The sequence below is a fragment of the Bradyrhizobium sp. Bra78 genome (assembly GCF_024519855.1).
GTDB classification, from domain to species: Bacteria; Pseudomonadota; Alphaproteobacteria; order Rhizobiales; family Xanthobacteraceae; genus Bradyrhizobium; species Bradyrhizobium japonicum_G.
Genome location: NZ_JALJRE010000001.1, coordinates 64,868 through 84,848, shown reverse-complemented (window position 1 = coordinate 84,848; position 19,981 = coordinate 64,868). Strand labels below are relative to the sequence as shown.

Annotated in this window: 18 protein-coding genes; 9 read left to right on the top strand and 9 right to left on the bottom strand. The window is 66.3% G+C overall.

Translation table 11 applies throughout. From position 1 onward, the window contains the following. Nucleotides 1-59: 59 nt before the first annotated feature. On the bottom strand, nucleotides 60-602 hold the full coding sequence (locus OC450_RS00390; RefSeq protein ID WP_211382301.1) for a DUF4112 domain-containing protein: 543 nt from the start codon (nucleotides 600-602) through the stop codon (nucleotides 60-62). Nucleotides 603-662: 60 nt separating this feature from the next. Then, entirely contained in the window at nucleotides 663-1,088 is a 426-nt protein-coding gene (locus OC450_RS00385; RefSeq protein ID WP_211382300.1) for a DUF5413 family protein, read from the bottom strand. Between the two features lie 145 nt (nucleotides 1,089-1,233). Here OC450_RS00385 and OC450_RS00380 point away from each other — a divergent pair, with 145 nt between their 5' ends. The 3 genes from OC450_RS00380 to OC450_RS00370 all read left to right on the top strand — a co-directional run bounded on the left by OC450_RS00380 (nucleotide 1,234) and on the right by OC450_RS00370 (nucleotide 2,281). Further along, nucleotides 1,234-1,476 (top strand): hypothetical protein, encoded by a 243-nt coding sequence (locus OC450_RS00380; RefSeq protein WP_262046968.1) that lies wholly within the window; start codon nucleotides 1,234-1,236, stop codon nucleotides 1,474-1,476. A 37-nt stretch (nucleotides 1,477-1,513) separates the two neighbouring features. Further along, nucleotides 1,514-1,744, top strand: a complete 231-nt coding sequence (locus OC450_RS00375) for a hypothetical protein (protein WP_262046967.1) — start codon at nucleotides 1,514-1,516, stop codon at nucleotides 1,742-1,744. 261 nt (nucleotides 1,745-2,005) lie between these two features. After that, entirely contained in the window at nucleotides 2,006-2,281 is a 276-nt protein-coding gene (locus tag OC450_RS00370; protein ID WP_211382297.1) for a hypothetical protein, read from the top strand. Between the two features lie 74 nt (nucleotides 2,282-2,355). Here OC450_RS00370 and OC450_RS00365 read toward each other — a convergent pair whose 3' ends face one another. The 5 genes from OC450_RS00365 to OC450_RS00345 all read right to left on the bottom strand — a co-directional run bounded on the left by OC450_RS00365 (nucleotide 2,356) and on the right by OC450_RS00345 (nucleotide 8,667). After that, nucleotides 2,356-3,972 carry a hypothetical protein gene (locus tag OC450_RS00365; protein ID WP_262046966.1) on the bottom strand — a complete coding sequence of 539 codons (1,617 nt, stop codon included), beginning with the start codon at nucleotides 3,970-3,972 and terminating at the stop codon, nucleotides 2,356-2,358. A 36-nt stretch (nucleotides 3,973-4,008) separates the two neighbouring features. Then, nucleotides 4,009-5,301 (bottom strand): adenylosuccinate synthase, encoded by a 1,293-nt coding sequence (locus OC450_RS00360; protein WP_262046965.1) that lies wholly within the window; start codon nucleotides 5,299-5,301, stop codon nucleotides 4,009-4,011. A gap of 198 nt (nucleotides 5,302-5,499) precedes the next feature. Beyond that, on the bottom strand, nucleotides 5,500-6,183 hold the full coding sequence (locus OC450_RS00355; protein ID WP_211382294.1) for an ABC transporter ATP-binding protein: 684 nt from the start codon (nucleotides 6,181-6,183) through the stop codon (nucleotides 5,500-5,502). Then, nucleotides 6,176-7,402, bottom strand: coding sequence for an ABC transporter permease (locus OC450_RS00350; protein ID WP_211382293.1), 1,227 nt, complete (start codon nucleotides 7,400-7,402; stop codon nucleotides 6,176-6,178). Before OC450_RS00350 ends, OC450_RS00355 begins: the two co-directional genes overlap by 8 nt. Next, nucleotides 7,399-8,667 carry an efflux RND transporter periplasmic adaptor subunit gene (locus OC450_RS00345; RefSeq protein WP_211382292.1) on the bottom strand — a complete coding sequence of 423 codons (1,269 nt, stop codon included), beginning with the start codon at nucleotides 8,665-8,667 and terminating at the stop codon, nucleotides 7,399-7,401. The genes OC450_RS00350 and OC450_RS00345 overlap by 4 nt, the downstream gene beginning before the upstream one ends. A 201-nt stretch (nucleotides 8,668-8,868) precedes the next feature. Between OC450_RS00345 and mgtA the strand changes: the two genes are divergently transcribed. From mgtA to OC450_RS00325, 4 genes are all read left to right on the top strand, one after another. Beyond that, nucleotides 8,869-11,385 carry a magnesium-translocating P-type ATPase gene (mgtA, locus tag OC450_RS00340; protein WP_262046964.1) on the top strand — a complete coding sequence of 839 codons (2,517 nt, stop codon included), beginning with the start codon at nucleotides 8,869-8,871 and terminating at the stop codon, nucleotides 11,383-11,385. 163 nt (nucleotides 11,386-11,548) lie between these two features. Continuing rightward, nucleotides 11,549-12,481 (top strand): DMT family transporter, encoded by a 933-nt coding sequence (locus OC450_RS00335; RefSeq protein ID WP_256805723.1) that lies wholly within the window; start codon nucleotides 11,549-11,551, stop codon nucleotides 12,479-12,481. Between the two features lie 265 nt (nucleotides 12,482-12,746). Next, nucleotides 12,747-13,274: a hypothetical protein gene (locus OC450_RS00330; RefSeq protein ID WP_211382289.1), complete on the top strand. Its 528-nt coding sequence runs from the start codon at nucleotides 12,747-12,749 to the stop codon at nucleotides 13,272-13,274. 8 nt (nucleotides 13,275-13,282) lie between these two features. Beyond that, nucleotides 13,283-13,957, top strand: coding sequence for a class I SAM-dependent methyltransferase (locus OC450_RS00325; protein ID WP_262046963.1), 675 nt, complete (start codon nucleotides 13,283-13,285; stop codon nucleotides 13,955-13,957). Between the two features lie 3 nt (nucleotides 13,958-13,960). On the opposite strand, the gene OC450_RS00320 is transcribed toward OC450_RS00325, so the two are convergent. Then, nucleotides 13,961-17,152 carry an adenylate/guanylate cyclase domain-containing protein gene (locus tag OC450_RS00320; RefSeq protein ID WP_211382287.1) on the bottom strand — a complete coding sequence of 1,064 codons (3,192 nt, stop codon included), beginning with the start codon at nucleotides 17,150-17,152 and terminating at the stop codon, nucleotides 13,961-13,963. A 224-nt stretch (nucleotides 17,153-17,376) separates the two neighbouring features. Then, nucleotides 17,377-17,766 (bottom strand): DUF1330 domain-containing protein, encoded by a 390-nt coding sequence (locus tag OC450_RS00315; protein WP_211382286.1) that lies wholly within the window; start codon nucleotides 17,764-17,766, stop codon nucleotides 17,377-17,379. A 105-nt stretch (nucleotides 17,767-17,871) separates the two neighbouring features. On the opposite strand from OC450_RS00315, the gene OC450_RS00310 reads away from it, so the two are divergent. Then, complete coding sequence (locus OC450_RS00310) at nucleotides 17,872-18,807, top strand: DMT family transporter (RefSeq protein ID WP_211382285.1); 936 nt, start codon at nucleotides 17,872-17,874, stop codon at nucleotides 18,805-18,807. Between the two features lie 163 nt (nucleotides 18,808-18,970). Further along, entirely contained in the window at nucleotides 18,971-19,948 is a 978-nt protein-coding gene (locus OC450_RS00305) for a Bug family tripartite tricarboxylate transporter substrate binding protein (RefSeq protein ID WP_211382284.1), read from the top strand. Nucleotides 19,949-19,981: the final 33 nt, after the last annotated feature.

Below are 19,981 nucleotides of genomic sequence, written 5' to 3'. Positions count from 1 at the left end.
TGTGCGTTGAAAGCGCGATGTCCGAAGGGCCGTCGCGCTTTTCGCGTTTCCGGGGGAGCTCAGATCCGCGGCTGCTTGTCGAGCCAGCGCCGGAGTAGCCGCACGTTGCGCATGTTGGCGCGGAACATGACGTCGAAGGCATCGCCCGCGAGCGGGACCATGCCGACCACGCCGTCGACGGCCACGTTGCCGAGCATGCGCGCGGTGATGTACCAGGGCGCACCCAGGGCGCGGGCCTCGCGAACCAGCCACAGCGAGATCGCGGTGGTGATGATGTCGCCGACGACGGGGATCAGCCCGATCAGCCCGTCGATGCCGTAGCGGATGTTGGTGCCGGGCAGGATGAAGGCGACGTCGAGCAGCTTTGCGATCGCCTCGAGCCGCGCGATCCGCTGCTCGCGCGTCAGATTGCCGAACGGGCTCCCTTGACCGAATTCGAAGCGAAATTCGCGGAAACCCTGCTCCAGCGTTTCGGGCCGGATCTCGTGGCCCTCCTGATCGATGATCGGCCCGCGCGCTCCGGTGCGCGCAGAAGACGCGCGCGAGCCGCCTCCCGAAGGAGGCCTGCGCGGAGCAAGAATGTCGTCGTCGGGCATGGTCATCGCCTGGAGGAAACGCCGATAGGCCGCCGAGGTTGCAGTGTGCGGGCGAACGTCGCGCGCTCAGGTCGGCGCGGCCACCGGCTGCGGCTCCTCGACATATCGATGGACGAGCCAGGATGAAATCACGGCCGGCACGAAGCCGACGAGGCCGTACAGGATGAACTGCACGGCGCCCGAATCCGGTCCGCGCGAGCTGTAGGTCAGCGAGGCCAGGACGAAGGCGAACAGGCCGACCAGCAGCATCCGCAGCACAGGGCCGATCCGGCGAATGTGCACCAGGATGTCGTCGACCGCGCCGATCATCAGCGACGGCAGGAAGCCGAACAGATAGCTGTACTGCAGGGATTTGAAGAACACGGCGAACAGCTTGCCGACCTCGGCGAGATTGGTCTGGGCCCAATAGCCGGATTGATAGGTCGTCGTCAGCAGCAGCAGAAACCCGCCCACGAACGGGCCCACCATTGCAAACACCAGATAGCGTTTCATCGAGCACCCTCACCTTCCCCAGTGTTATAGCAGCGCCGCGGGAACCTTGAATAGCGGGGACGCGCTCTGCCCCCGGGGGAACAAGCGGCAAGGCGACGAGTTCAGACAGGACCTGAATATCCATTTTGTCAGATTGGAGCCGCCGATGGCCTGCAAATTTCTCCTGGCGACGATCGCGTTGGCAGCCCTGAGCGGCCTGTCGGACGCGCCTGCTCTCGCACAAGGCCATATGGGCTCGCCGCAGGAACAGCAGGCCTGTTCGCGGGACGCTTCGCGGTTCTGCCGCAAGGACCTCGGCAATGACGGCGCGGTGCAGGGCTGTCTGCAGGCCAACCGGGCCAAACTGTCGAAGTCGTGCAGCAAGGTGTTCCAGAGTCACGGCATGTGAGGACCGGAACCATTCCCGGTGAACGGAGAGTGAATCCATGTTGCGCGACGAACAGCTTTCGATCCTCAGGGACATCAGCCAATCGGTCGCCTTCGCCGACGATCGGCAAGGCAAGGTGGGACAATTGATCGCCGACGGCTATGTGACGAAGGACGGCGACCTGTTCGAGCTCACGGCCAAGGGCGTGACGGCGGTCGATGAGCATCCCGCGGCGCTTGGCGCGAGCGACGCCGAACAAGCGAGCGTATCCTCCGATCGTTTGACCTGATCGCGCGCGCCCGCATTGTGCGTGACGTGCGCGCAACAATCGGGAAATCCTTTTGGCTTGCCATTGCAGCTGCGTGACAATGGCGCATACTTCGCTCGGGCGGCGCAGCACTTTTCGATTCGAACATCACGAGAGATCGAGCGACCACATGCGGGATTAATGTTCCCGGCGTGAAGGCTGTAACATGCGGCAGATCAAGCCGCGTGCGGCGCCCCAAAAACCAAGTGGCTCAAGCCCACGGAACTCGGGGACGCATTCCGCATGACACGCTACCAGACAATCGCAACTCTCTTCGCCGTCGCCACCGCCGCCATCACCCTCCAGACATCACCCGGCCAGGCCTTCTCGTCCGAAGCGCAGCAGATGTGCTCGGGCGACGCGATGCGGCTGTGCTCCAGCGAGATCCCCGACATCCCGAGGATCCGTTCGTGCATGGTGCAGAAAAAGGCGCAGGTCAGCCCCGGCTGCCGCGCCGTGATGGACCGTGAGCACGCAGCCGCAGCAACATCGCGCAAGCGGGAAGCGGCTGCACAATAGGCGCGGTTCAATTTCGGTTGGATCGTCGAGAGGTCAGTTCACCTCTCCGGAAGGAGAGGTGAACATCAGCTACCCTAGTCGCCCCACTGCGCGAACGCGTCGTTGAAGGCGCGCTCGCCGGGAGCGCCCTTCTCGATGGCGATGATGGCGCGGCGCTGGTTGGCGTAGACCAGGGGCACGTCGAACCAGGAGCGCTCCTTCAGGAGCTGAACGTTGCGGCTGCGGTCGGCGTCGACATTGGAGAGGCCGACCAGGAAGAAGCCGTCGGTGACCTTGACCGCGAGCCCTGCGAGCGGGGTGCCGCGGGCCTGCTCGTTCGACTTCATCAGGATGCCCGGCACGTTGGAGACGCTGCCGCCCGGAAAATCCTGCGGCAGGATGAAGGTCAGCTCCGCGGTGTGGCTCGCCGGGAGCGACGAATCGGTGTTGCGGCGGAACGACATCGTCATCTTGAACTTTCGGTCGGGAATCTCGATGTCGGCGCGCACGGCGACGTCGGCCTTCTGGGCGCCCGAGGCCTTGATCGGCTCGAGCCGCCACACCACCGAGCCGACATATTGCTTGCCCTTCGGATCGGACGGATCCTCGTCATAGAGCACGACCTTCTGCGCCACCGGCGCGATCGGCTGGTCGCTGGCCGAAGGCTGGCCGACGCGATCCGGAATCTTCGGCTTGCTCTGCGGCTGGGACGTATCCTTCGGCGCTTCCACGACCTGCGTCGGCGAGGACTTGAGCAGGCCGCTCGCGGTCTGGACCAGCTGCTTGCCCCAGAGAATGCCGGCGCCGACCAGGATCAGCACGATGCCGACGGCGATCGCGCTCTTGAACGGAAACACGGAGCCGGTGCGGGCGCGCTTCTTCTTGGGATCGCGGTCGAGAACCGGAATGTGCGGACGCGGCGGCTGCGACTGCGGCGCGTAGCGCTCGGCCTCCTCGATCGATTCGTCGTAGGAATACGGCGCGTCCACCCCGGCGGCGCGATTCTCCAGGCTCGGCTCGAGCCGGTCGAATTCCGGCGAGGGCGAGGGCACGTTGGCGTAGGTGCGGCGCGCGGCACGGTTGGCCTGCGCGGCGGCACCGCCGAGATCGTTGGCGTCGGCCGTGATGTCGCGGAAGCCGCGCACACCCGGTGCAGGCGGCGGCGCGGATCCCATGTCCGGGGAACGGCGCCCACCGGCGCGATCACGTCCGGCAGGCGCCGGCGGCTCGGGCATCGGCGGCGGGGCCGAAGGACCCGGCTGGCGCGGCGCGTCGAAACGGGGGGCGCGCGGCGGACGCTGGGCATCGCCCTGGTCATCGACGTTGAAGGACGGCCGGTCGGCGCGCGGCGGCGGCGGGGCCGGACGGGCGCGTGGCGGTGCAGCGGTTGGGGCGGCGGGCGAGTTGCCATCGGCGGCGCGGGTGCTGGCACGGCGGAAGGCATCGCCACTGCCGCCGCTGCGCGTGCCGCCACCGGGGCGCGAGGCTTCGCGGGCACGCTGGGCAGCTTCCGATTCGACCTTGCGGACGGCCTCTTCCAGCGACAGCCGTTCGCGGGTGATCTCGGATTCGGAGAGCGGCGGCTGCACGCTGCGCAGCTGTGCGATCAGCGCCGTGCGCGCCCGCTCATAGAGCGCGCGACGGCTTTCGCCGGGAGCGTTGGGGTCCAGGGCGGCAATAGCGCGGGCGATCAGCGGATAATAATCAGCCATTTCAACTCAACTAGCGCACGTCCCGGTAAGATATCGTTAAGCCTCGAACGGATTTTGCACCAGGATAGTATCCTCGCGTTCGGGGCTGGTGGAAAGCAGCGCCACCGGGCAGCCCACCAATTCCTCGATCCGGCGGACATATTTGATGGCCTGGGCCGGCAACTGAGCCCAGGACCTCGCACCCGCGGTCGGCTCCTTCCAGCCCTCGATGGTTTCGTAGATCGGCTCGACCCGGGCCTGGGCCCCCTCGCCGGCCGGGAAATGATCGATCTCCTTGCCGTCGAGCCGATAGCCGGTGCAGACCTCTATCGTGTCGAAGCCGTCGAGGATGTCGAGCTTGGTCAGCGCCAGACCGTTGATGCCGCAGGTCCGGACCGCCTGGCGGACCAGAACCGCATCGAACCAGCCGCAGCGGCGCGGACGCCCGGTATTGGTGCCGAACTCGCGGCCGCGCTCGCCGATCTTGCGGCCGGTCTCGTTGTCCTGCTCGGTCGGGAACGGGCCCTGGCCGACGCGGGTCGTATAGGCCTTGCACAGGCCGAGCACATAGCCGACCGCGCCGGGGCCAAGGCCCGAGCCGGTCGCGGCCTGCGCCGCCACAGTGTTCGACGAGGTGACGTAAGGATAGGTGCCGTGATCGACGTCGAGCAGCGCGCCCTGCGCGCCTTCGAACAGCATGCGCTTGCCTTCGCGGCGCTTGATATCGAGCAGCCGCCACACCGTCTCGGCATAGGGCAGCAATTGCGGCGCGAACGCGGTCAACTCCTTCAGGATCTCCCTGCCGTCGAACTCCGGCAGATTGAGGCCGCGGCGCAAAGCGTTGTGATGCGCCAGCAGCCGGTCGATCTTGTGCGGGAGGGTGTCGAGATCGGCGAGGTCCATCAGGCGAATGGCGCGGCGGCCGACCTTGTCCTCGTAGGCCGGGCCGATGCCGCGGCGGGTGGTGCCGATCGCGGTCGCCGCGTTGGAGGACTCGCGCAAGGCATCGAGTTCACGGTGCAGCGGCAGGATCAGGGTGACGTTCTCGGCGACCCGCAGATTGTCCGGGCTGACCGCGACGCCCTGCGACCGCAGCTTGGTGACCTCGTCGAGGAAGGCGGCGGGATCGAACACGACGCCGTTGCCGATCACCGACAGCTTCTGGTCGCGCAGCACGCCGGACGGCAGCAGCGCGAGCTTGTAGGTCTTGCCGTTGATCACCAGGGTATGGCCGGCGTTATGGCCGCCCTGGAAGCGGACGACGATGTCCGCCTGCTCCGACAACCAGTCGACGATCTTGCCCTTTCCTTCGTCGCCCCACTGGGCGCCGACGACGACAACATTGGCCATTCGCGGGTAATCCCTATGCAATCTGTTAGATGCGCCCAGCCCAATCACGGCCGGGGCCGCTCCAACGCGAGGCAGCCACCCGGATAAAGGATGCGGCCTCTGTAAGCAAGCAAGAACGGGGCTTTTTCGGGGCCCAACGCCCTATCCAAGCCCTTGATATCCCCTAAAAATCCGCTTTGTCAGACGGGCTCTACGACGTTAGGCCCGGATGCGGCCGTCGACCACTTCGATGATGCGGTCGCAGCGCCGGGCCAGATCCATATTATGGGTCACCAGCAGGAAGCTCGTGCCGCTGTCGCGGTTGACCTGCCGCATCAGCTCGAACACGGCATCGGCCGATCTGGTGTCGAGATTGCCGGTCGGCTCGTCCGCCAGAACGAGGTCGGGGCTCATGGCGAGCGCGCGCGCCACTGCCACGCGCTGTTGCTGGCCGCCCGACATGTTGTTGGCGAGGTTGCCGGCGAATTTCTCCAGACCCACTTGCGCCAGCAGCCGGTCCGCCCGCGCCTCGATCTCCGCAGACGGATACCCGCGGTCTGCCAGCATCGGCATCATGACGTTCTCCCGTGCCGTGAAGGCCGAGATCAGCAAGTGGTGCTGGAACACGAAGCCGATGGTGTGGCCGCGCAGATGCGTGACCTCGGTATCGCCGAGGACAGCCGTGTCCTGGCCCTTGATCAGCAGCCGGCCCGAGGTCGGCCGGTCGAGCAGGCCGACGATGTTGAGCAGTGTGCTCTTGCCGGAGCCGGACGGGCCGATCAGCGCCAGGAACTCGCCATGATTGAGTTCGAGGTCGATGTCGTGCAGCACCTCGGTCTCCGTCGGCAGACCGACATTGTAGGCCTTGCACACCCGTTCGAGCTTCAGGATTACGCTAGCCACGGATCGCCACCACCGGATCGAGCTTGGCGGCGCGCACCGCCGGGGCCATCGCGGCCAGCAGGCCCGTGACGGTGGCGAGCAGCGCCGTGTACGCGAACAGGCTCCGCTCCAGGATCAGCGGAAACAATTCGGTGCCGTCGGCCTGGCGTGCGACCGAGTGCCAATAGACCAGCGCGAAGGCGCCCATCGCGGCACCGAACAGCGAGCCGACGAAGCCGAGCAGCCCGCCCTGGATCAGGAACACCCGCAGGACCTGGCCGCGTGACGTCCCCATCGCGCGCAGGATACCGATATCCTTGGAGCGCTGGATCACCGAGACGACCAGCACGGCCGCGATGCCGAATGCGACCGAGAGCCCGACAAACAGGCGGATCAGGGTGTTGGTGTTCTGCTGGGCCTGTACTGCGCTGAAGAACTGCGCGTTGGTCTTGATCCAGCTGTCGGCTTCGACCACGTTGGCGGCCTGGATGCGCTGGGCGATGTTCTCGGCCGCGTAGATGTCGTTGACCGTGATGTCGATGGTGGTGATGCCGCCGATCATGCCGAGCAGCGATTGCGCGGTGCGCAGGGCCGCATAGCAGATGCGCTGGTTGGCGCTCTTGTTGCCGAGGTCGACGAGACCGGAGATCGTGAGCACGCGTGTGGCGCCGGACGCGGCGCGAATGTTGAGCTTGTCGCCGACGCTCGCGCCCAGCTCCCTCGCGAGCTCGATGCCGACGATGACGTCCTCGCTGGTCAGGCGGGGCTCGCCGGCGACGATATAGTCGGGCACCTTGACGATCTTGAAGTAGGAGTCCGGCTCGATGCCCGACAGATTCACCGAGCGGCTGGCGTCGCCACGGATCGCGAGCACCGAGCCGAGAATCGTCGGCGATACCGCGACCACCTCGGGCATCGCCTGCATCTGGTTCCTGATCTTCGGCCATTGATCGATCGAGATCACCCGCTGGCTCGGACGCTGCACCGCCGGATCCTCGATCTCGCCCGGACCGTTGCGCAGCGGGCGCGCGATCTGATCCGGCGCGAGCAGCTGGATCTGCGGCTGCGACGTCAGCACACGTTTGATGAAGTTCGCCTGGAGCCCCGCCAGCATGGCCGACATGAAGACGATGACGCCGACGCCGATCGATATGCCGCCGATGATGAAGATGGTCTGGAGCCGGCCTTCGCGCAGGAAGCGCACCGCCATGGTCCACTCGATCGGCAGCCAATGGTTCATTGCAGGACAGGCCGTACGCGCTGCCCGGTCAGGACGCCGGAACTCTGCGGAATCGCGACGTCGCCGGCGGCGAGGCCGTCGACGATCTCGATATGGCTGTTGCCGTGCAGGCCGATCTTCACCGGGCGCCGGCCGGCGCGACCGTCCTTGATACCGAGCACCCAGGGGTTGGCCGACAGGACGTCGTGCACCGAGCGCAACGGCAGGATCAGCGCATCGTCCCGGGCGGCGACCTCGATATCGACCGAGACGGTCATGTCCTGGCGCAGATAGTCCGGCGCGTCGGCGACCGTCAGCTTCACCTCGACCGATGCGCGCGAAATGTCGACGCCGGGATTGATGTAGGTGATCACGGCGGCGAAGCGCCGATCCGGATAGGCGTCGGCCGAGGCGATCGCCTTCTGCCCGAGCGCGATCTTGCCGAGATTACGCTCGTCAATCTGCATCACGAGCTGGGCGTCGCCGGCCGGCGCGAGCACGAGGAGCGCCTTGCCGGGCTGCACCACAGTGCCGCGCTCGACGCTGCGCGTGATCAGGACGCCGTCGCGGGGCGCGGCGATCGTCGCGTAGCCGAGGCGGGATTCGGCGGTGTCGAGATTGGCGCGAGCCTGGTTCAGCAGGGTCTGCGCCATCACGTAGTCGCTGCCGCCGGGACTTGCGGTATAGACCTGGAATTCCGCCGAGCGCATCTGGGCGCGGGCGACGTCGAGGGTCTTCTGCGCATCGTCGAGCGCGGCGCGCGTGGCATAGCCGTTGTGTTCGAGCTGCGCGGTACGGTCGTAGGTCTGCTGGGCGTTGCGCAGGGTCGCCTTGGCCTGCGTCAACGCCTCGTTGGCCGAAGGCAACGTCAATTCCTCGAGCTGCCTGATGCGCGCTTCGGCCTGGGCCACCGCACCTTGCGCCTGCACCACGCTGGCTTTCAGTTCGCGCGCTTCCAACGAGATCAGGGGCTGGCCCTTGGTGACCTTTTCACCTTGCTGCACCAGCACATCCTGCACCGTGCCGGTGAGCTGGCTGCCGATCTCGACCCGGAACGGCGTCTCGACATGGCCGCTCGCCACCACCGTCTCGACCAGGCGGCCGCTCTTGACCGGATCGACCACGACGGCTGGCCCGAGGACCGCACGCACGCTTTGCCAGGCCGCAAAGCCCAGCAGAACGACGACCGCGAGAATGAACCATTTGTGACCGAGAAATCCCGACCACAACGCCGCGACAGAGAACCGGCTCTTGTGCTGCGGCAGAACCATTGCGTGCTCGACCATGAAACGCCATCCGAATCCCGCCGAACCGGCCGGCGGATTCGTCCTTATCTCGATTTCGATTGTCGCCCTGGCGAAGGCCGGGCTTGATTGCCGGCAAAGCTAGCCCGCCCCCCGGCATCCCAGATTGCGGCAGGTCAACAGGCTACCCCGAATTTCGAGGCATCTGCCTCCAACGAGACGCCATGAAGCGGGAGCCTCGCCTTGCCGGACAGTCCAGCGCACGCCGACAACCATTTCTGGCGCCTTTCACCTGACCAGCTTTGCAAGCGACTGGGCTGCGGGCTCACAGGCTTGGCTGCGGCGGACGCCTCCGAGCGCGCCAGGCGCTTCGGGCCGAACAGCGACGCGCCGCCCCGCACCGAAGGTGCGATGCACGCGATCCTGCGCCGGCTGCTGGAGCCCTTGTCTCTGATCCTGCTGCTTGCCGGCATCGTCTCGATGCTCACCGGCGACGAGATCGGCGGTCTCATCATCGTCCTGATCCTGACGCTCTCGATCGGGCTCGACACCATCCAGGAAGGCCACGCGGTCCGGGCTGCGGATATCCTCCGACGATCGGTGGCGCTGAAGGCCGAGGTCAAGCGCAGCGGCGCGTTCGGCCAGATCGACGTCGAGCAGGTCGTCCCCGGCGATATCCTGCGCGTTCGTGCCGGCGACATCATCCCGGCGGATGCGCTGATCCTTCAGAGCACCGCCTTCACCGCCGGCGAGGCGGCGCTCACCGGCGAGCCTTACCCGGTACAGAAACGCGCCGGACCATGCGCCGATCCCGACGATACGTCGAATGCGCTGTTTCGCGGCGCGGTGGCCCAGACCGGCGAGGCGATTGCGCTCGTCGTGTACACCGGGCGCGACACCGTGTTCGGGGCGGCGGCGTCTGCATTGGCAGAGGCCCAGACGCCCTCGCCGTTCGAACGCGACTTGCGCGAATTCGGACTTGTGATCGCGCGCGCCACGCTCGCGCTGGTGCTGATCGTGCTCACCGTCCGCGTGGTGTTCGGCCGCCCGGTGATGGACTCGCTGTTGTTCGCCGTCGCGCTCGCGGTCGGGCTGACGCCGGAACTGCTGCCGATGATCACCACGGTGACGCTGTCGCGCGGCGCATTGCGCATGGCCGGCCGCAAGGTGATCGTCAAGCGCCTCGCCGCGATCCACGACCTCGGCGCCATGACCGTCTTGTGCACTGACAAGACAGGCACGTTGACCTCGGCCGAGATCACGCTGGCCAAGAGCCTCGATGCCGACGGCAAGGACGATCCCCGTGCCGCGCGGCTCGGCGCCATCGCCGCGGCACTCGGCGGCGATCGCGGCTCGCTCGATGCGGCGCTGGTTGCCGGCAAGCCGGATGCCGCGCAAGGCTGGACGCTTGCCGGCAGGCAGGCGTTCGACTTTTCGCGGCGGCTGGGATCGGTGCTCGCGACCGGTCCTGAAGGCGCACTGCTCATCGTCAAGGGCGCGCCCGAGGCGGTGCTCGAATTGTGCACGACGCAGCGCAGCGGCGTGATGGATGGCAACGCGCGAGCCGCTGCACTGGCGCGCGTGCATCAGCTCGCGAGCGAAGGCCTGCGCTGCGTCGCCATCGCCTCGCGTCCCTGGACCGGCGCAACCCGCGAGGTCGAGACCGAGGACGAGACCGGACTCGTCTTCGATGGCCTTTGCGCCTTCGCCGACCCGCCGAAGCCGACGGCTGCAGCAGCCATTGCCCGGCTCGCGGCGGGCGGCGTCCGCCTGAAGGTCCTGTCGGGTGACGATCCCGTGGTGGTGAAACGGCTCGCCGGCCTGGTCGGGCTGAATGCCGAGCGCGTGCTGTCGGGCGCCGACATCGCCGAGCTCAGCGACGATGCGCTGGCCGTGCAGGTGCAATCGGCCGACGCTTTCGGCCGGCTCGCGCCCGACCAGAAGTCGCGCATCGTGAAGGCGCTGCAGGCAAGCGGCGCGGTGGTCGGCTTCCTCGGCGACGGCATCAACGACGCACCGGCGCTGAAGGTCGCCGATATCGGCCTGTCGGTCGAGGGTGCGACCGGCGTGGCCCAGGCTGCCGCCGACATCATCCTGCTCGCCTCCGACCTCGAAGTGGTGGCCGACGGCGTCGAGGAAGGAAGGCGCACCTTCGCCAACATCCTGAAATATGTCCGCATGGGCGCGAGCTCGAATTTCGGCAACATGCTGTCGATGGCGATCGCCTCGATGGCGCTGCCGTTCCTGCCGATGCTGCCGACGCAGATCCTGCTCAACAATCTGCTTTACGATCTCTCCGAGCTCGGCATTCCCTTCGACCAGGTCTCGCGCCAGGCGACCGCGCAGCCGCAGGTGTGGAGCATGAGGCGGCTGGCGCGCTTCGCCGCGATCATGGGGCCGCTGTCGTCGGTGTTCGACTTCCTGACTTTTGGCGCCCTGCTCTATCTGTTCAAGGCTTCACCGGACGAATTCCGCACCGCCTGGTTCATCGAATCCATGGCGACCCAGATCCTGGTCATCTTCATCATCCGCACCAACGGCCGCCCCTGGCGCAACTGGCCCGATCCCGTGCTGTCGGCCTCCTCGCTGATCGCCTTGCTGGTCGCGATGATCGTACCGTTTACGCCGGTCGGCGCCTGGTTCGGCTTTGTTGCACCGCCACCGATGATGATGGCCGGCGTCGCGCTGCTGGTCGTGGTCTATCTCGCCTGTGCCGAGCTGTTGAAGCCGCTTGCGATCCGCGCGTTGCGGAAGCGATGAACGGTCGCCGGTTCCCGCCGCCGCTCGTGCGCATGGACGCGATGCGTCGTGCCCCATTGATATCAGGCAGATTTCCGTGTCTTTGAGCTGGCCGGGCTATGAGCCGGCCCGGACATCGCCGGGCCGGGGCCTCGGCGCATGACGCGGGGCCATAACGATCACAATGTCCGCCACCGGCCAGACCACGCGCGCGGAGACATCCGGCCACAACTGGATCGCCAACCAGCCCTACCTCCTGCTCAGCATCACCGCGCTGTGCTGGGCCGGCAACGCCATCGTCGGGCGGCTCGCCGCCGGCCATATCCCGCCGGTGACGCTCTCCTTCCTGCGCTGGTTCTTCGCTTTCCTGCTGGTGCTGCCGTTCGCCTGGAAACATCTTGCGCAGGACTGGCCCGCCATCCGCAGCAGGCTCGGGCTGATGGTGACGCTCTCGATCACCGGCATCGGCGCCTTCAACACGCTGCAATATTGGGCGCTGGAGCATACCCAGGCGCTCAATACATTGCTGCTCCAGTCGGCCGCGCCGCTGCTCGTGGCGCTGTGGTCGCTGGTCATCCTCGGCATCAGGCTCACGGGCGCGCAGAGTTTTGGTGTGCTGCTGTCGATGTGCGGCGTGCTGACGATTCTCCTGCACGGCGATTTCACCACCCTGTCGAAGATCGACTTCAACAAGGGCGACCTCATCTTCATCGTCGCGCTGCTGATCTTCGCACTCTATTCGGTGCTGAGCCTGAAGCGCCCGCCGATGCACGGCCTGTCGTTCCTTGCCTTCACCTTCGGCGCCGGCGCCGCCTGTCTTATCCCGCTGGAGATCTGGGAACTCTACGCGCGTCCCGTGATGAAGCTCGACGGGCCCAACCTGCTCACCCTGTTCTATGTCGCCGTGTTCCCCTCGACGCTCGCCTATCTCTGCTTCAATCGCGGCGTCCGGCTGATCGGCGCCAACCGCGCCGCGCCGTTCTTCCATGTGGTGCCGGTGTTCGGCTCGATCATGGCAATGGTCTTCCTCGGCGAGCACCCGCAGGCGTTCCACTTCATCGGCTTCGCGCTGGTGCTCTCGGGCGTGTTCGCGGCGTCGAGGAAGCAGGCGAGCTAGTCTAGCTCGTCTTCAAAGGTAGCGCGCCGCACCCATGCAGAGCGCCGTGATGCCGAGCAGCCCCGCCGCCACCCGCTGTGCGGTCGCAATGCGTGCCGCGCCGCTGTGGATGGGTTGACACTGGAGGGGCAGAAAGCGCGTTGAGCGGAAGAAGTAGGCCGACACCCCTCCCGCTTCCTTGCAATTTGTCCGGGACCAAGGTTCAATATCCCCATTGCTGGCTTCCCGATCCAATAACCCAACTGCAATTGTCAGGGAGAGTGGTATGGGCGCGTTGATGGCCGAGGACGATATCTATATCGGTCCGCTTTTCGATCTCTTCAATTTGAGGTTTGGTCCCGAGCAGACAGATCTCGAGCTGACCGCCGGGGGCGTGTCCGAAATCAAGGCCCTGCAGGACGAATTCGAAATCTTCCAGCAAGGACGGCCGTTCGTCGAGAGCGCAAAGCTGCTCGGATTGGGCGGCCTGAACAACAACCGTGCAAAGAACCGGTGGTACAGCGTGCTGGCCTGGCTGGCCAAGGTTCCATCGGACCAGGACGGCGAAACAGGCGACCAGCGCATCGTGAACGCATTGATCAAGAACTTTGCGCGCAAGTCGCCGCTGCCTTGCTTCATGAAGGCCCATGATTCCCGCGATACCGGCGGCTACGGACTGCGGGTCGTGGTTCGCGAGGACAACCCGATCTTCTACATCGAGCGAACCTATCTCACGATCTCGGTGCCGATGGCGCCCAAGGTCCCGCCTGGAAGCAAGGACAAGGGCAAGGGCAAGAAGAAGCCGAAGAAATAGGCGGGCCGATGCGCGCCGCCGTTGTCGCAAGGGAGCCAGCCTCTCCGGGCGCCGGAGACCTGGCCCGGATCTACAGCGGCATCGCCGCCTATTATTCGGCGAAGGTCGCACGCTTCGGCGCGACACCGAACGGTGTCGACTGGACCTGCCAGGCCACGCAGGAGATGCGCTTCGTCCAGCTCCTGAAATTGTGCGACTTCGCATCGCCCTTCTCGCTGAACGATCTCGGTTGCGGCTATGGCGCGCTGATCGCCTATCTCGGCCGCCGGCATGGCGGGTGCGCGGTGGACTATCTCGGCATCGACGTGTCGGATGCGATGGTTCGGCGGGCGCGGCGGCTGTGGCGGGACCGCGGCAACACCGCCTTCGCTCTTGGCCATAACAGCCCCCGGATAGCCGACTACGCGGTCGCCAGCGGTATTTTCAACGTCGCGCAGGATCAGCCGCAGCACGACTGGGAGCAGTTCATCGCGGCGAGCTTCGATGACCTCCATCGCACCACCAGGCGCGGCTTCGGCGTCAATTTCATGAAGCGGCCGCCAGGTGCGCCCGCCCGCCGCGGCCTCTACACCACCGACACCGCATCCTGGGCGCGCTACTGCGCCAGCCGGTTCAATGCCACTGCCGAGGTGCACGACGGCTATGGATTGATGGAGTTCACGCTCATCGTGCGGAAAGTCTAGCCTTCACGCACCGACCGACAGCCGTCGTCGCGTCTCCTCCAGCAGCCGCCGGTAGATGCCCGCCCCCGTCAGCTCGATCAAGGCCTCGGCCCGATCGACGAGGACGGCCACCTCGCCGAGGTGATCCAGGTTGTTGCTCGCCGCCAGCGCGGCGGCGAGCGCGATGGTGGCGCGGCATTCCGGCAGCCGGGCGTGCCGTTCCTGCGCCACCGCGATCGCTTCCCGCGCCTTGTCGATGGCCGCGGCGTGGGCGCCCGAACGAAGCTGATAGTCGGCGATGCTTGCAAGCATCTCCGGTTCGATTTCCATGGCGACGCGCGCCGCGCGCACGAACTCGACGCCCTCCGTCAACGACAGGATTGCGGCCTGATAGTTCTGCGCGATGCCCTGCGCCGTGCCGATGCAGGCCAGCGAATAGGCGCGCAAATACGGACTGGCCTGGCGCGTCGCCAGTTCGATCACGCGCCATGCATGGGTGGAGGCCATCGCGGAATCGCCAAGGCACCAGGCGAGATCGACATGCCCAAGATGCGCGATGAACTGCACCGTCGGATCGATCAGCGTCGGATCGATGGCGAGAATGCGATCGAAGCACCGCCGCGCCTCGTCGAAACGGGCGAGACGAACGAGAATTCGGCCGCGCAAGCCGAGGATCCAGTGCTCGACATTGTAGCCAAGGAACTGGTGCTCGAACTCGGTGATGCCGGGGACACCGGCGAGCGCCGCATCACTCGCCGTCAGGGCTTCGCGCAAAAGGCCGGCCCAGCCATAGGCCTGGCTGAGCGAGGCATTGAGCGTCGCAGCGCGGCTGGTGAGCTGTCGCGATTCCGTCAGCGCCAGGGCTTCCCTGACGGTGTTGACATAGGCATCGGCTTGCCCGCCGCTCGCGCCCGCGATCCGTCCTTCGACGAACAGCAGGAGCGGGATCATGGAATCGTCGATCTCCTGCGCCCATTCCAACGCTTCCTGAATGAAGGGCCTTGCGTCCTCCGACGTCATGCCCTCGCGCCAGCCTAGCCAGGCGATCTGGCTGCTGGCCGCGATCCTGAGCACATCGCCCGCGGAACTGCGCTTCTGTCCCCCCTTCAGCGCGCGCACCTTGTGCCAATGCCGGATCGCTTCTGCCGGACTGGTCGAGCCGATCCAGCGCGCGGCGCGCGCGGCGTATTCGGCGGCGGCGTCGACCTCGCCGGCCTGCTCGAAATGGTGCGACAGGAGCGCTGCGAACTCCTCGAGCCGCTCCGGATAGAATTGCTCGATCGCGCGCGCCACCCGCGCGTGCAGAAGGCTGCGCCGCGCGCGGAGCTGGGTCGAGTAGGCGATCTCCTGGATCAGGGGATGACGGAAGCTATAGCCCTGGCCGTCCTCGCCGCTGCGCGCCTGGAGCATCTCGGCGGAACAGAGCCGGGCCAGCGTCGCCTCGAGTTCAGCGGCGGGCAGGTTGGCGACGCTCTGCAGGACCGCGAGCTGAAACTCCTTGCCGATGATCGCCGCCGTGTGCAGGAGGTCGCGATCGCCGGGCGCCAGCCGATCAATCCGCGCGCCGATCACGGCCTGCACGGTCGGCGGCAGCACGTCGGAGACACCGGAGATGCCGCGCCGGTAGCCGCCCTGCTCGCCGACGATGGCCAGATGCTCGACCAGGGAACGAATCAGTTCCTCGGCGAAGAACGGATTGCCGCCGCTGCGCTCGGCGACGCGCCGCCGTACGTCGAGAAGCTCGTCCCCCGGCCCGAGCAGCTCGTTGACGAGATCGTCCGTATCCGTCGGCGAGAGCTCGGCGAGCTCGATCTGCTGGTACAGCGGCCCGCTCATCCAGGGCGCGAAATAGGCCGGCCGGAAATTCACGATCAGGACCGTCTTGGTGGAGATCACCGCGTCAACGAGCGTTGCGACGAATTCCTCGCTCGCCTGATCGAGCCAATGCAGGTCCTCGATGATGATCACCGACGCCGACGCGCCGCGCTGGCGAATCATGTGCCGGACGATGTCCAGCAGACGAACGTTGCGGGCGCGCGGACCGAGCCAGGAGGGTGGGCCCTGGCCGTGCCTGATGCCGAGGAAATCGCAGACCAGCCAGAGGTCCGCCTCGAAGGTCGAGCCGAGCTCGGCGAGGCGCGTGGCGATCTGCTTCACCGCCAGATCGGGCTCGTCGTCCGGCGAGACGTTGAAATAGGTCGAACGCAAGAATTCGAGCACCGGCTGCAGCGGCGTTGCCGTGCCATAGGGCTGCGCCCGGGCCTCGAACACCGGAATGTGACGCGCGCGGCACCATTCAGCGAACTCGTAGCACAGCCGGCTCTTGCCGGTCCCGGGCGGGCCGACGATGCCGGTGACGCGCGAGCTGCCGGTCTCCACCGCCGCCAGGGTCCGCTGCAGCAGAGCCATCTCCCGCTCGCGCCCGCGGAACGTCGCCAGGGCGACGCCGCGGAATTGCTGGCTGGCGACCGCCGGCTTGAGGTTCTTGAGAAGATACAGTTCGATCGGCTCTGGCACACCGCGCAGGCGATGACGGCCGAGCGGCCCGACATCGCAGAACGAGCGCACCAGGCGGTAAGTCTCGTCGGTCAGGCAAATCTCACCCGGTTCCGCCTTGGCCGGCAGGCGGCTTGCGAGATGAATGGTGAGCCCGTAAGCGCCGTGCTCGGTGACCGTGTCGACGATCGGAGCATCCGCGACGATCTCGCCGGAATGCAGCCCGATGCGTACCGACATGGCATCATCGCGCGCACGAAACGCGTCGCGGATCGCCAGCGCCGCCTCGCACGCCAGCAGGGCGTGGCCCTCCTGCGCGCGCGGTGCGCCGAAGAAGGCGAGGATGCCATCGCCGAGAGTTCGCACCACTGTGCCTTCGAACCGCTCCACGCCATCGCACATGGAATCGAGCGCGGGCTTGAGACGCTGCATGGCATCTTCGGCGGTTAGGCCGGCAACGATCTCGGTCGAGCTGACGAGATCGGCGAACAGCACCGTCACCTGCTTCAGCTCGCCCCGAATCGGCCTGGTAGAATGCCCCGCCACTGCCGGAATTGGCCTGCTCGCGGCATTCAGGGCCGCGCCGCAGGCCCCGCAAAAACCCGAGCCGGGCGGGCTGAGATGATTGCAGGCGGAGCAGGCCATCGGCAGAGCCGAACCGCAGCCGTGACAGAAGCGATTGGTCGCCGGATTGTCACCGCCACAACGCTCACAGAGCATCTGATCCCCAACGAAGCAATAATCGACCAGGAGGAAGCAGCACCGCAACGCGTCACGCTGGGCCTGCAATGCCCGTCATGCGCGCTCACCGGCCAAAGGCACCATCTTTGGCACCCCCAGGCAACCGAATAGTTCACATTTGGCGCGCAACTGCGCCGAAGTCGCGTCCAGGGGTTGCATGTTATAGATAAAACACGCACGCATGGTCCGCGAGCCCGGCAGGATCAGCCGGCGCTGAATTTACTATAGGCTTGCTCCGTCGCAACGATCACATGCTCGGCGCAGCCGTTGACGCGGTGCGGATCGGCGTCACGCTCGTAGGCCTCCGACGTCATCATGTCGAGGAAGGCCGCGACCGACGGGTAGGAGACCAGCGCGACGAAATCCCAATCGTTGCCATCCTGCGGACCGAGTGCCACCGTCTTGGCGTCTCCGGTCCAGAGCAGCGTGCCGCCACGTGCCTTGATCATGGGCACGGTGATCGCGCTGTAGCGAAGATAAGCCTCCCAGCCCGAACCGTCGCCGTCGCGCGAGCGTTCGTGGAAGCGCATCAGGTTCAGCATCACCACCGGCGCACGCTGGTCGAGCCCTTGCAGGCCCGCGATGTTCAACATATTGACCGCCAAAGACGCCTCCTCAGATCATGCACGCATTGTAGCATTGCGGCGCCGTGACTTGTGTCACGACGGGAATCCGGCGCAAGGTTGCATCCGACGCCAATGACGATTGCCTCGCCCGCGCCACCGCCCTCGAATCCGGCCAGTTGGCTCAACAACCAGCCTTACCTGCTGCTCAGCCTGAGCTCGCTGTTCTGGGCCGGCAACATCGTGCTCGCGCGCCATGTCGGCGCGCATGTCCCGCCGCTGACGGTGACCACGATCCGCTGGTTCGGCGTGTTCCTGATCCTGCTGCCGTTCTCCTGGCCGCATCTGAAGCGCGACTGGCCTCACCTGCGCAAGAGCCTGCCGCTGATGCTGTTCCTGTCGCTGGTCGGCTTCGCGTTCAACAACGCGATCTCGTACTGGGCGCTGCAATACACGGAGGCGTTGAACGCGCTGCTGATCCAGTCGGCCGGACCGCTGTTCGTGGCGCTGTGGTCGCTGGTGCTGTTCGGCGTCCGGTTGACGGGCGCGCAGCTTGCCGGCATCGCGATCTCGCTTCTCGGCGTGCTCGTCATCATCCTGCACGGCGATTTCGCGGCGCTCGCGAGCATCAGCTTCAACCGGGGCGACCTCATGTTCGCGTCCTCGCTGGTGGCGTTCGGGCTCTACTCCGCCTTCATCCCGCGCCGGCCGAAGGTCCATCAGCTTTCCTTCCTCTCCTTCACCACCTGCTGTGGCGCGTTCATGCTGCTGCCCACGGCGATCTGGGAGACCTGGAGCGGCCGCGTCATGCAATTCGACGCGGTGACGCTGGCGACGCTCGGCTACATCCTGATCTTTCCTTCGACGCTCGCCTACCTCTTCTTCAATCGCGGCGTAGCGCTGATCGGGCCTAACCGCGCCGCGCCGTTCTTCCATCTGGTGCCGGTGTTCGGCTCGGCGATGGCGATCCTGCTGCTCGGCGAAAAGCTCCAGCCGTTCCACCTGATCGGCTACGCGCTGGTCCTCGCCGGCGTCGTGATCGCCTCGCGCCAGGGCTCCGCAGTGAAGTAATTCCGCACCGCGGACGCACAACAAGTCTCGTGTCCCGGGCGCAGCGCACCGCTGAAGAAGCGCTGCGCTGCGTCCGGGGCACGAGAGCAGGTCAATCGCGTCTTCCGGTTTTGATGTGGATTGGCTAGGTTCCCCGCCAACCAAAAAGAGGGAACGTCCAGACATGCTGTCATCACTGATCCGAGCCCTGCGCAACGCCGGCGCGGCCGCGCTGTGTCTCGCCGCCGCAACCGGCGCGCAAGCCGACAACTGGCCGAGCCGCAACATCACGCTGGTGCTGCCGTTCGCGGCCGGCAGCGGCACCGACACCACGACGCGGCTGATCTCGCAGCATCTGTCGCAGGCGCTCGGGGTCGGCATCGTGATCGAGAACAAGGCGGGCGCCAACGGCATGATCGCCGCGACCTATGTCGCGCGCGCCGCGCCCGACGGCTACACGCTGCTGGTGACCACCAACACCACGCACTCGGCCAATCCCTATCTGCTCAAGAGCCTCACTTACGACCCCGTCAAGGATTTCACCCCGATCGCGCGCACCGGCGATTTGCCGTTCATGCTGGTGATTCACCCCGAGTTGCCGGCGAAGACCGTCGGCGAGCTCGTCGCCTATGGCAAGGCCAATCCGGGCAAGCTGAGCTACGCCTCGGGCTCCTCGTCGGCGATCGTGTCGGGCGCGACCTTTGCGCACAATGCCGGGCTCGACCTGTTGCACGTACCCTACAAGAGCTCGCCGCCGGCGCTCAACGACGTCATGGGCGGCCGCGTCTCGATGATGTTCGTGGACATCCTGACCGGCCTGCCGCATGTCAACGGCAACGCGCTGCGCGCGCTCGCCGTCACCACCAAGGACCGCTCGCCGCTTGTGCCGAACCTGCCCTCGATGCAGGAGGCCGGCGTGCCGAACTTCGACATCTCGTCGTGGCAGGGCTATTTCGGCCCGGCCGGCATGCCCAGGGAGATCGTGACGCGGCTCAACGCCGAGATCCGGAAGATCGTCGAGAAGCCGGAGATCAAGGCCCAGCTCGCCACTCTCGGCATGGACGCGTTTTCGGGCACGCCGGAGCAGCTCGGCACCTTCGTGAACGAGCAGCTCGTGCTGTGGGAAAAGCTGATCCGGGATGCGGGGATCGAGAAGCAGTAATGGGCTGATGCGCGCCGCGGCGCCGCAGGATGG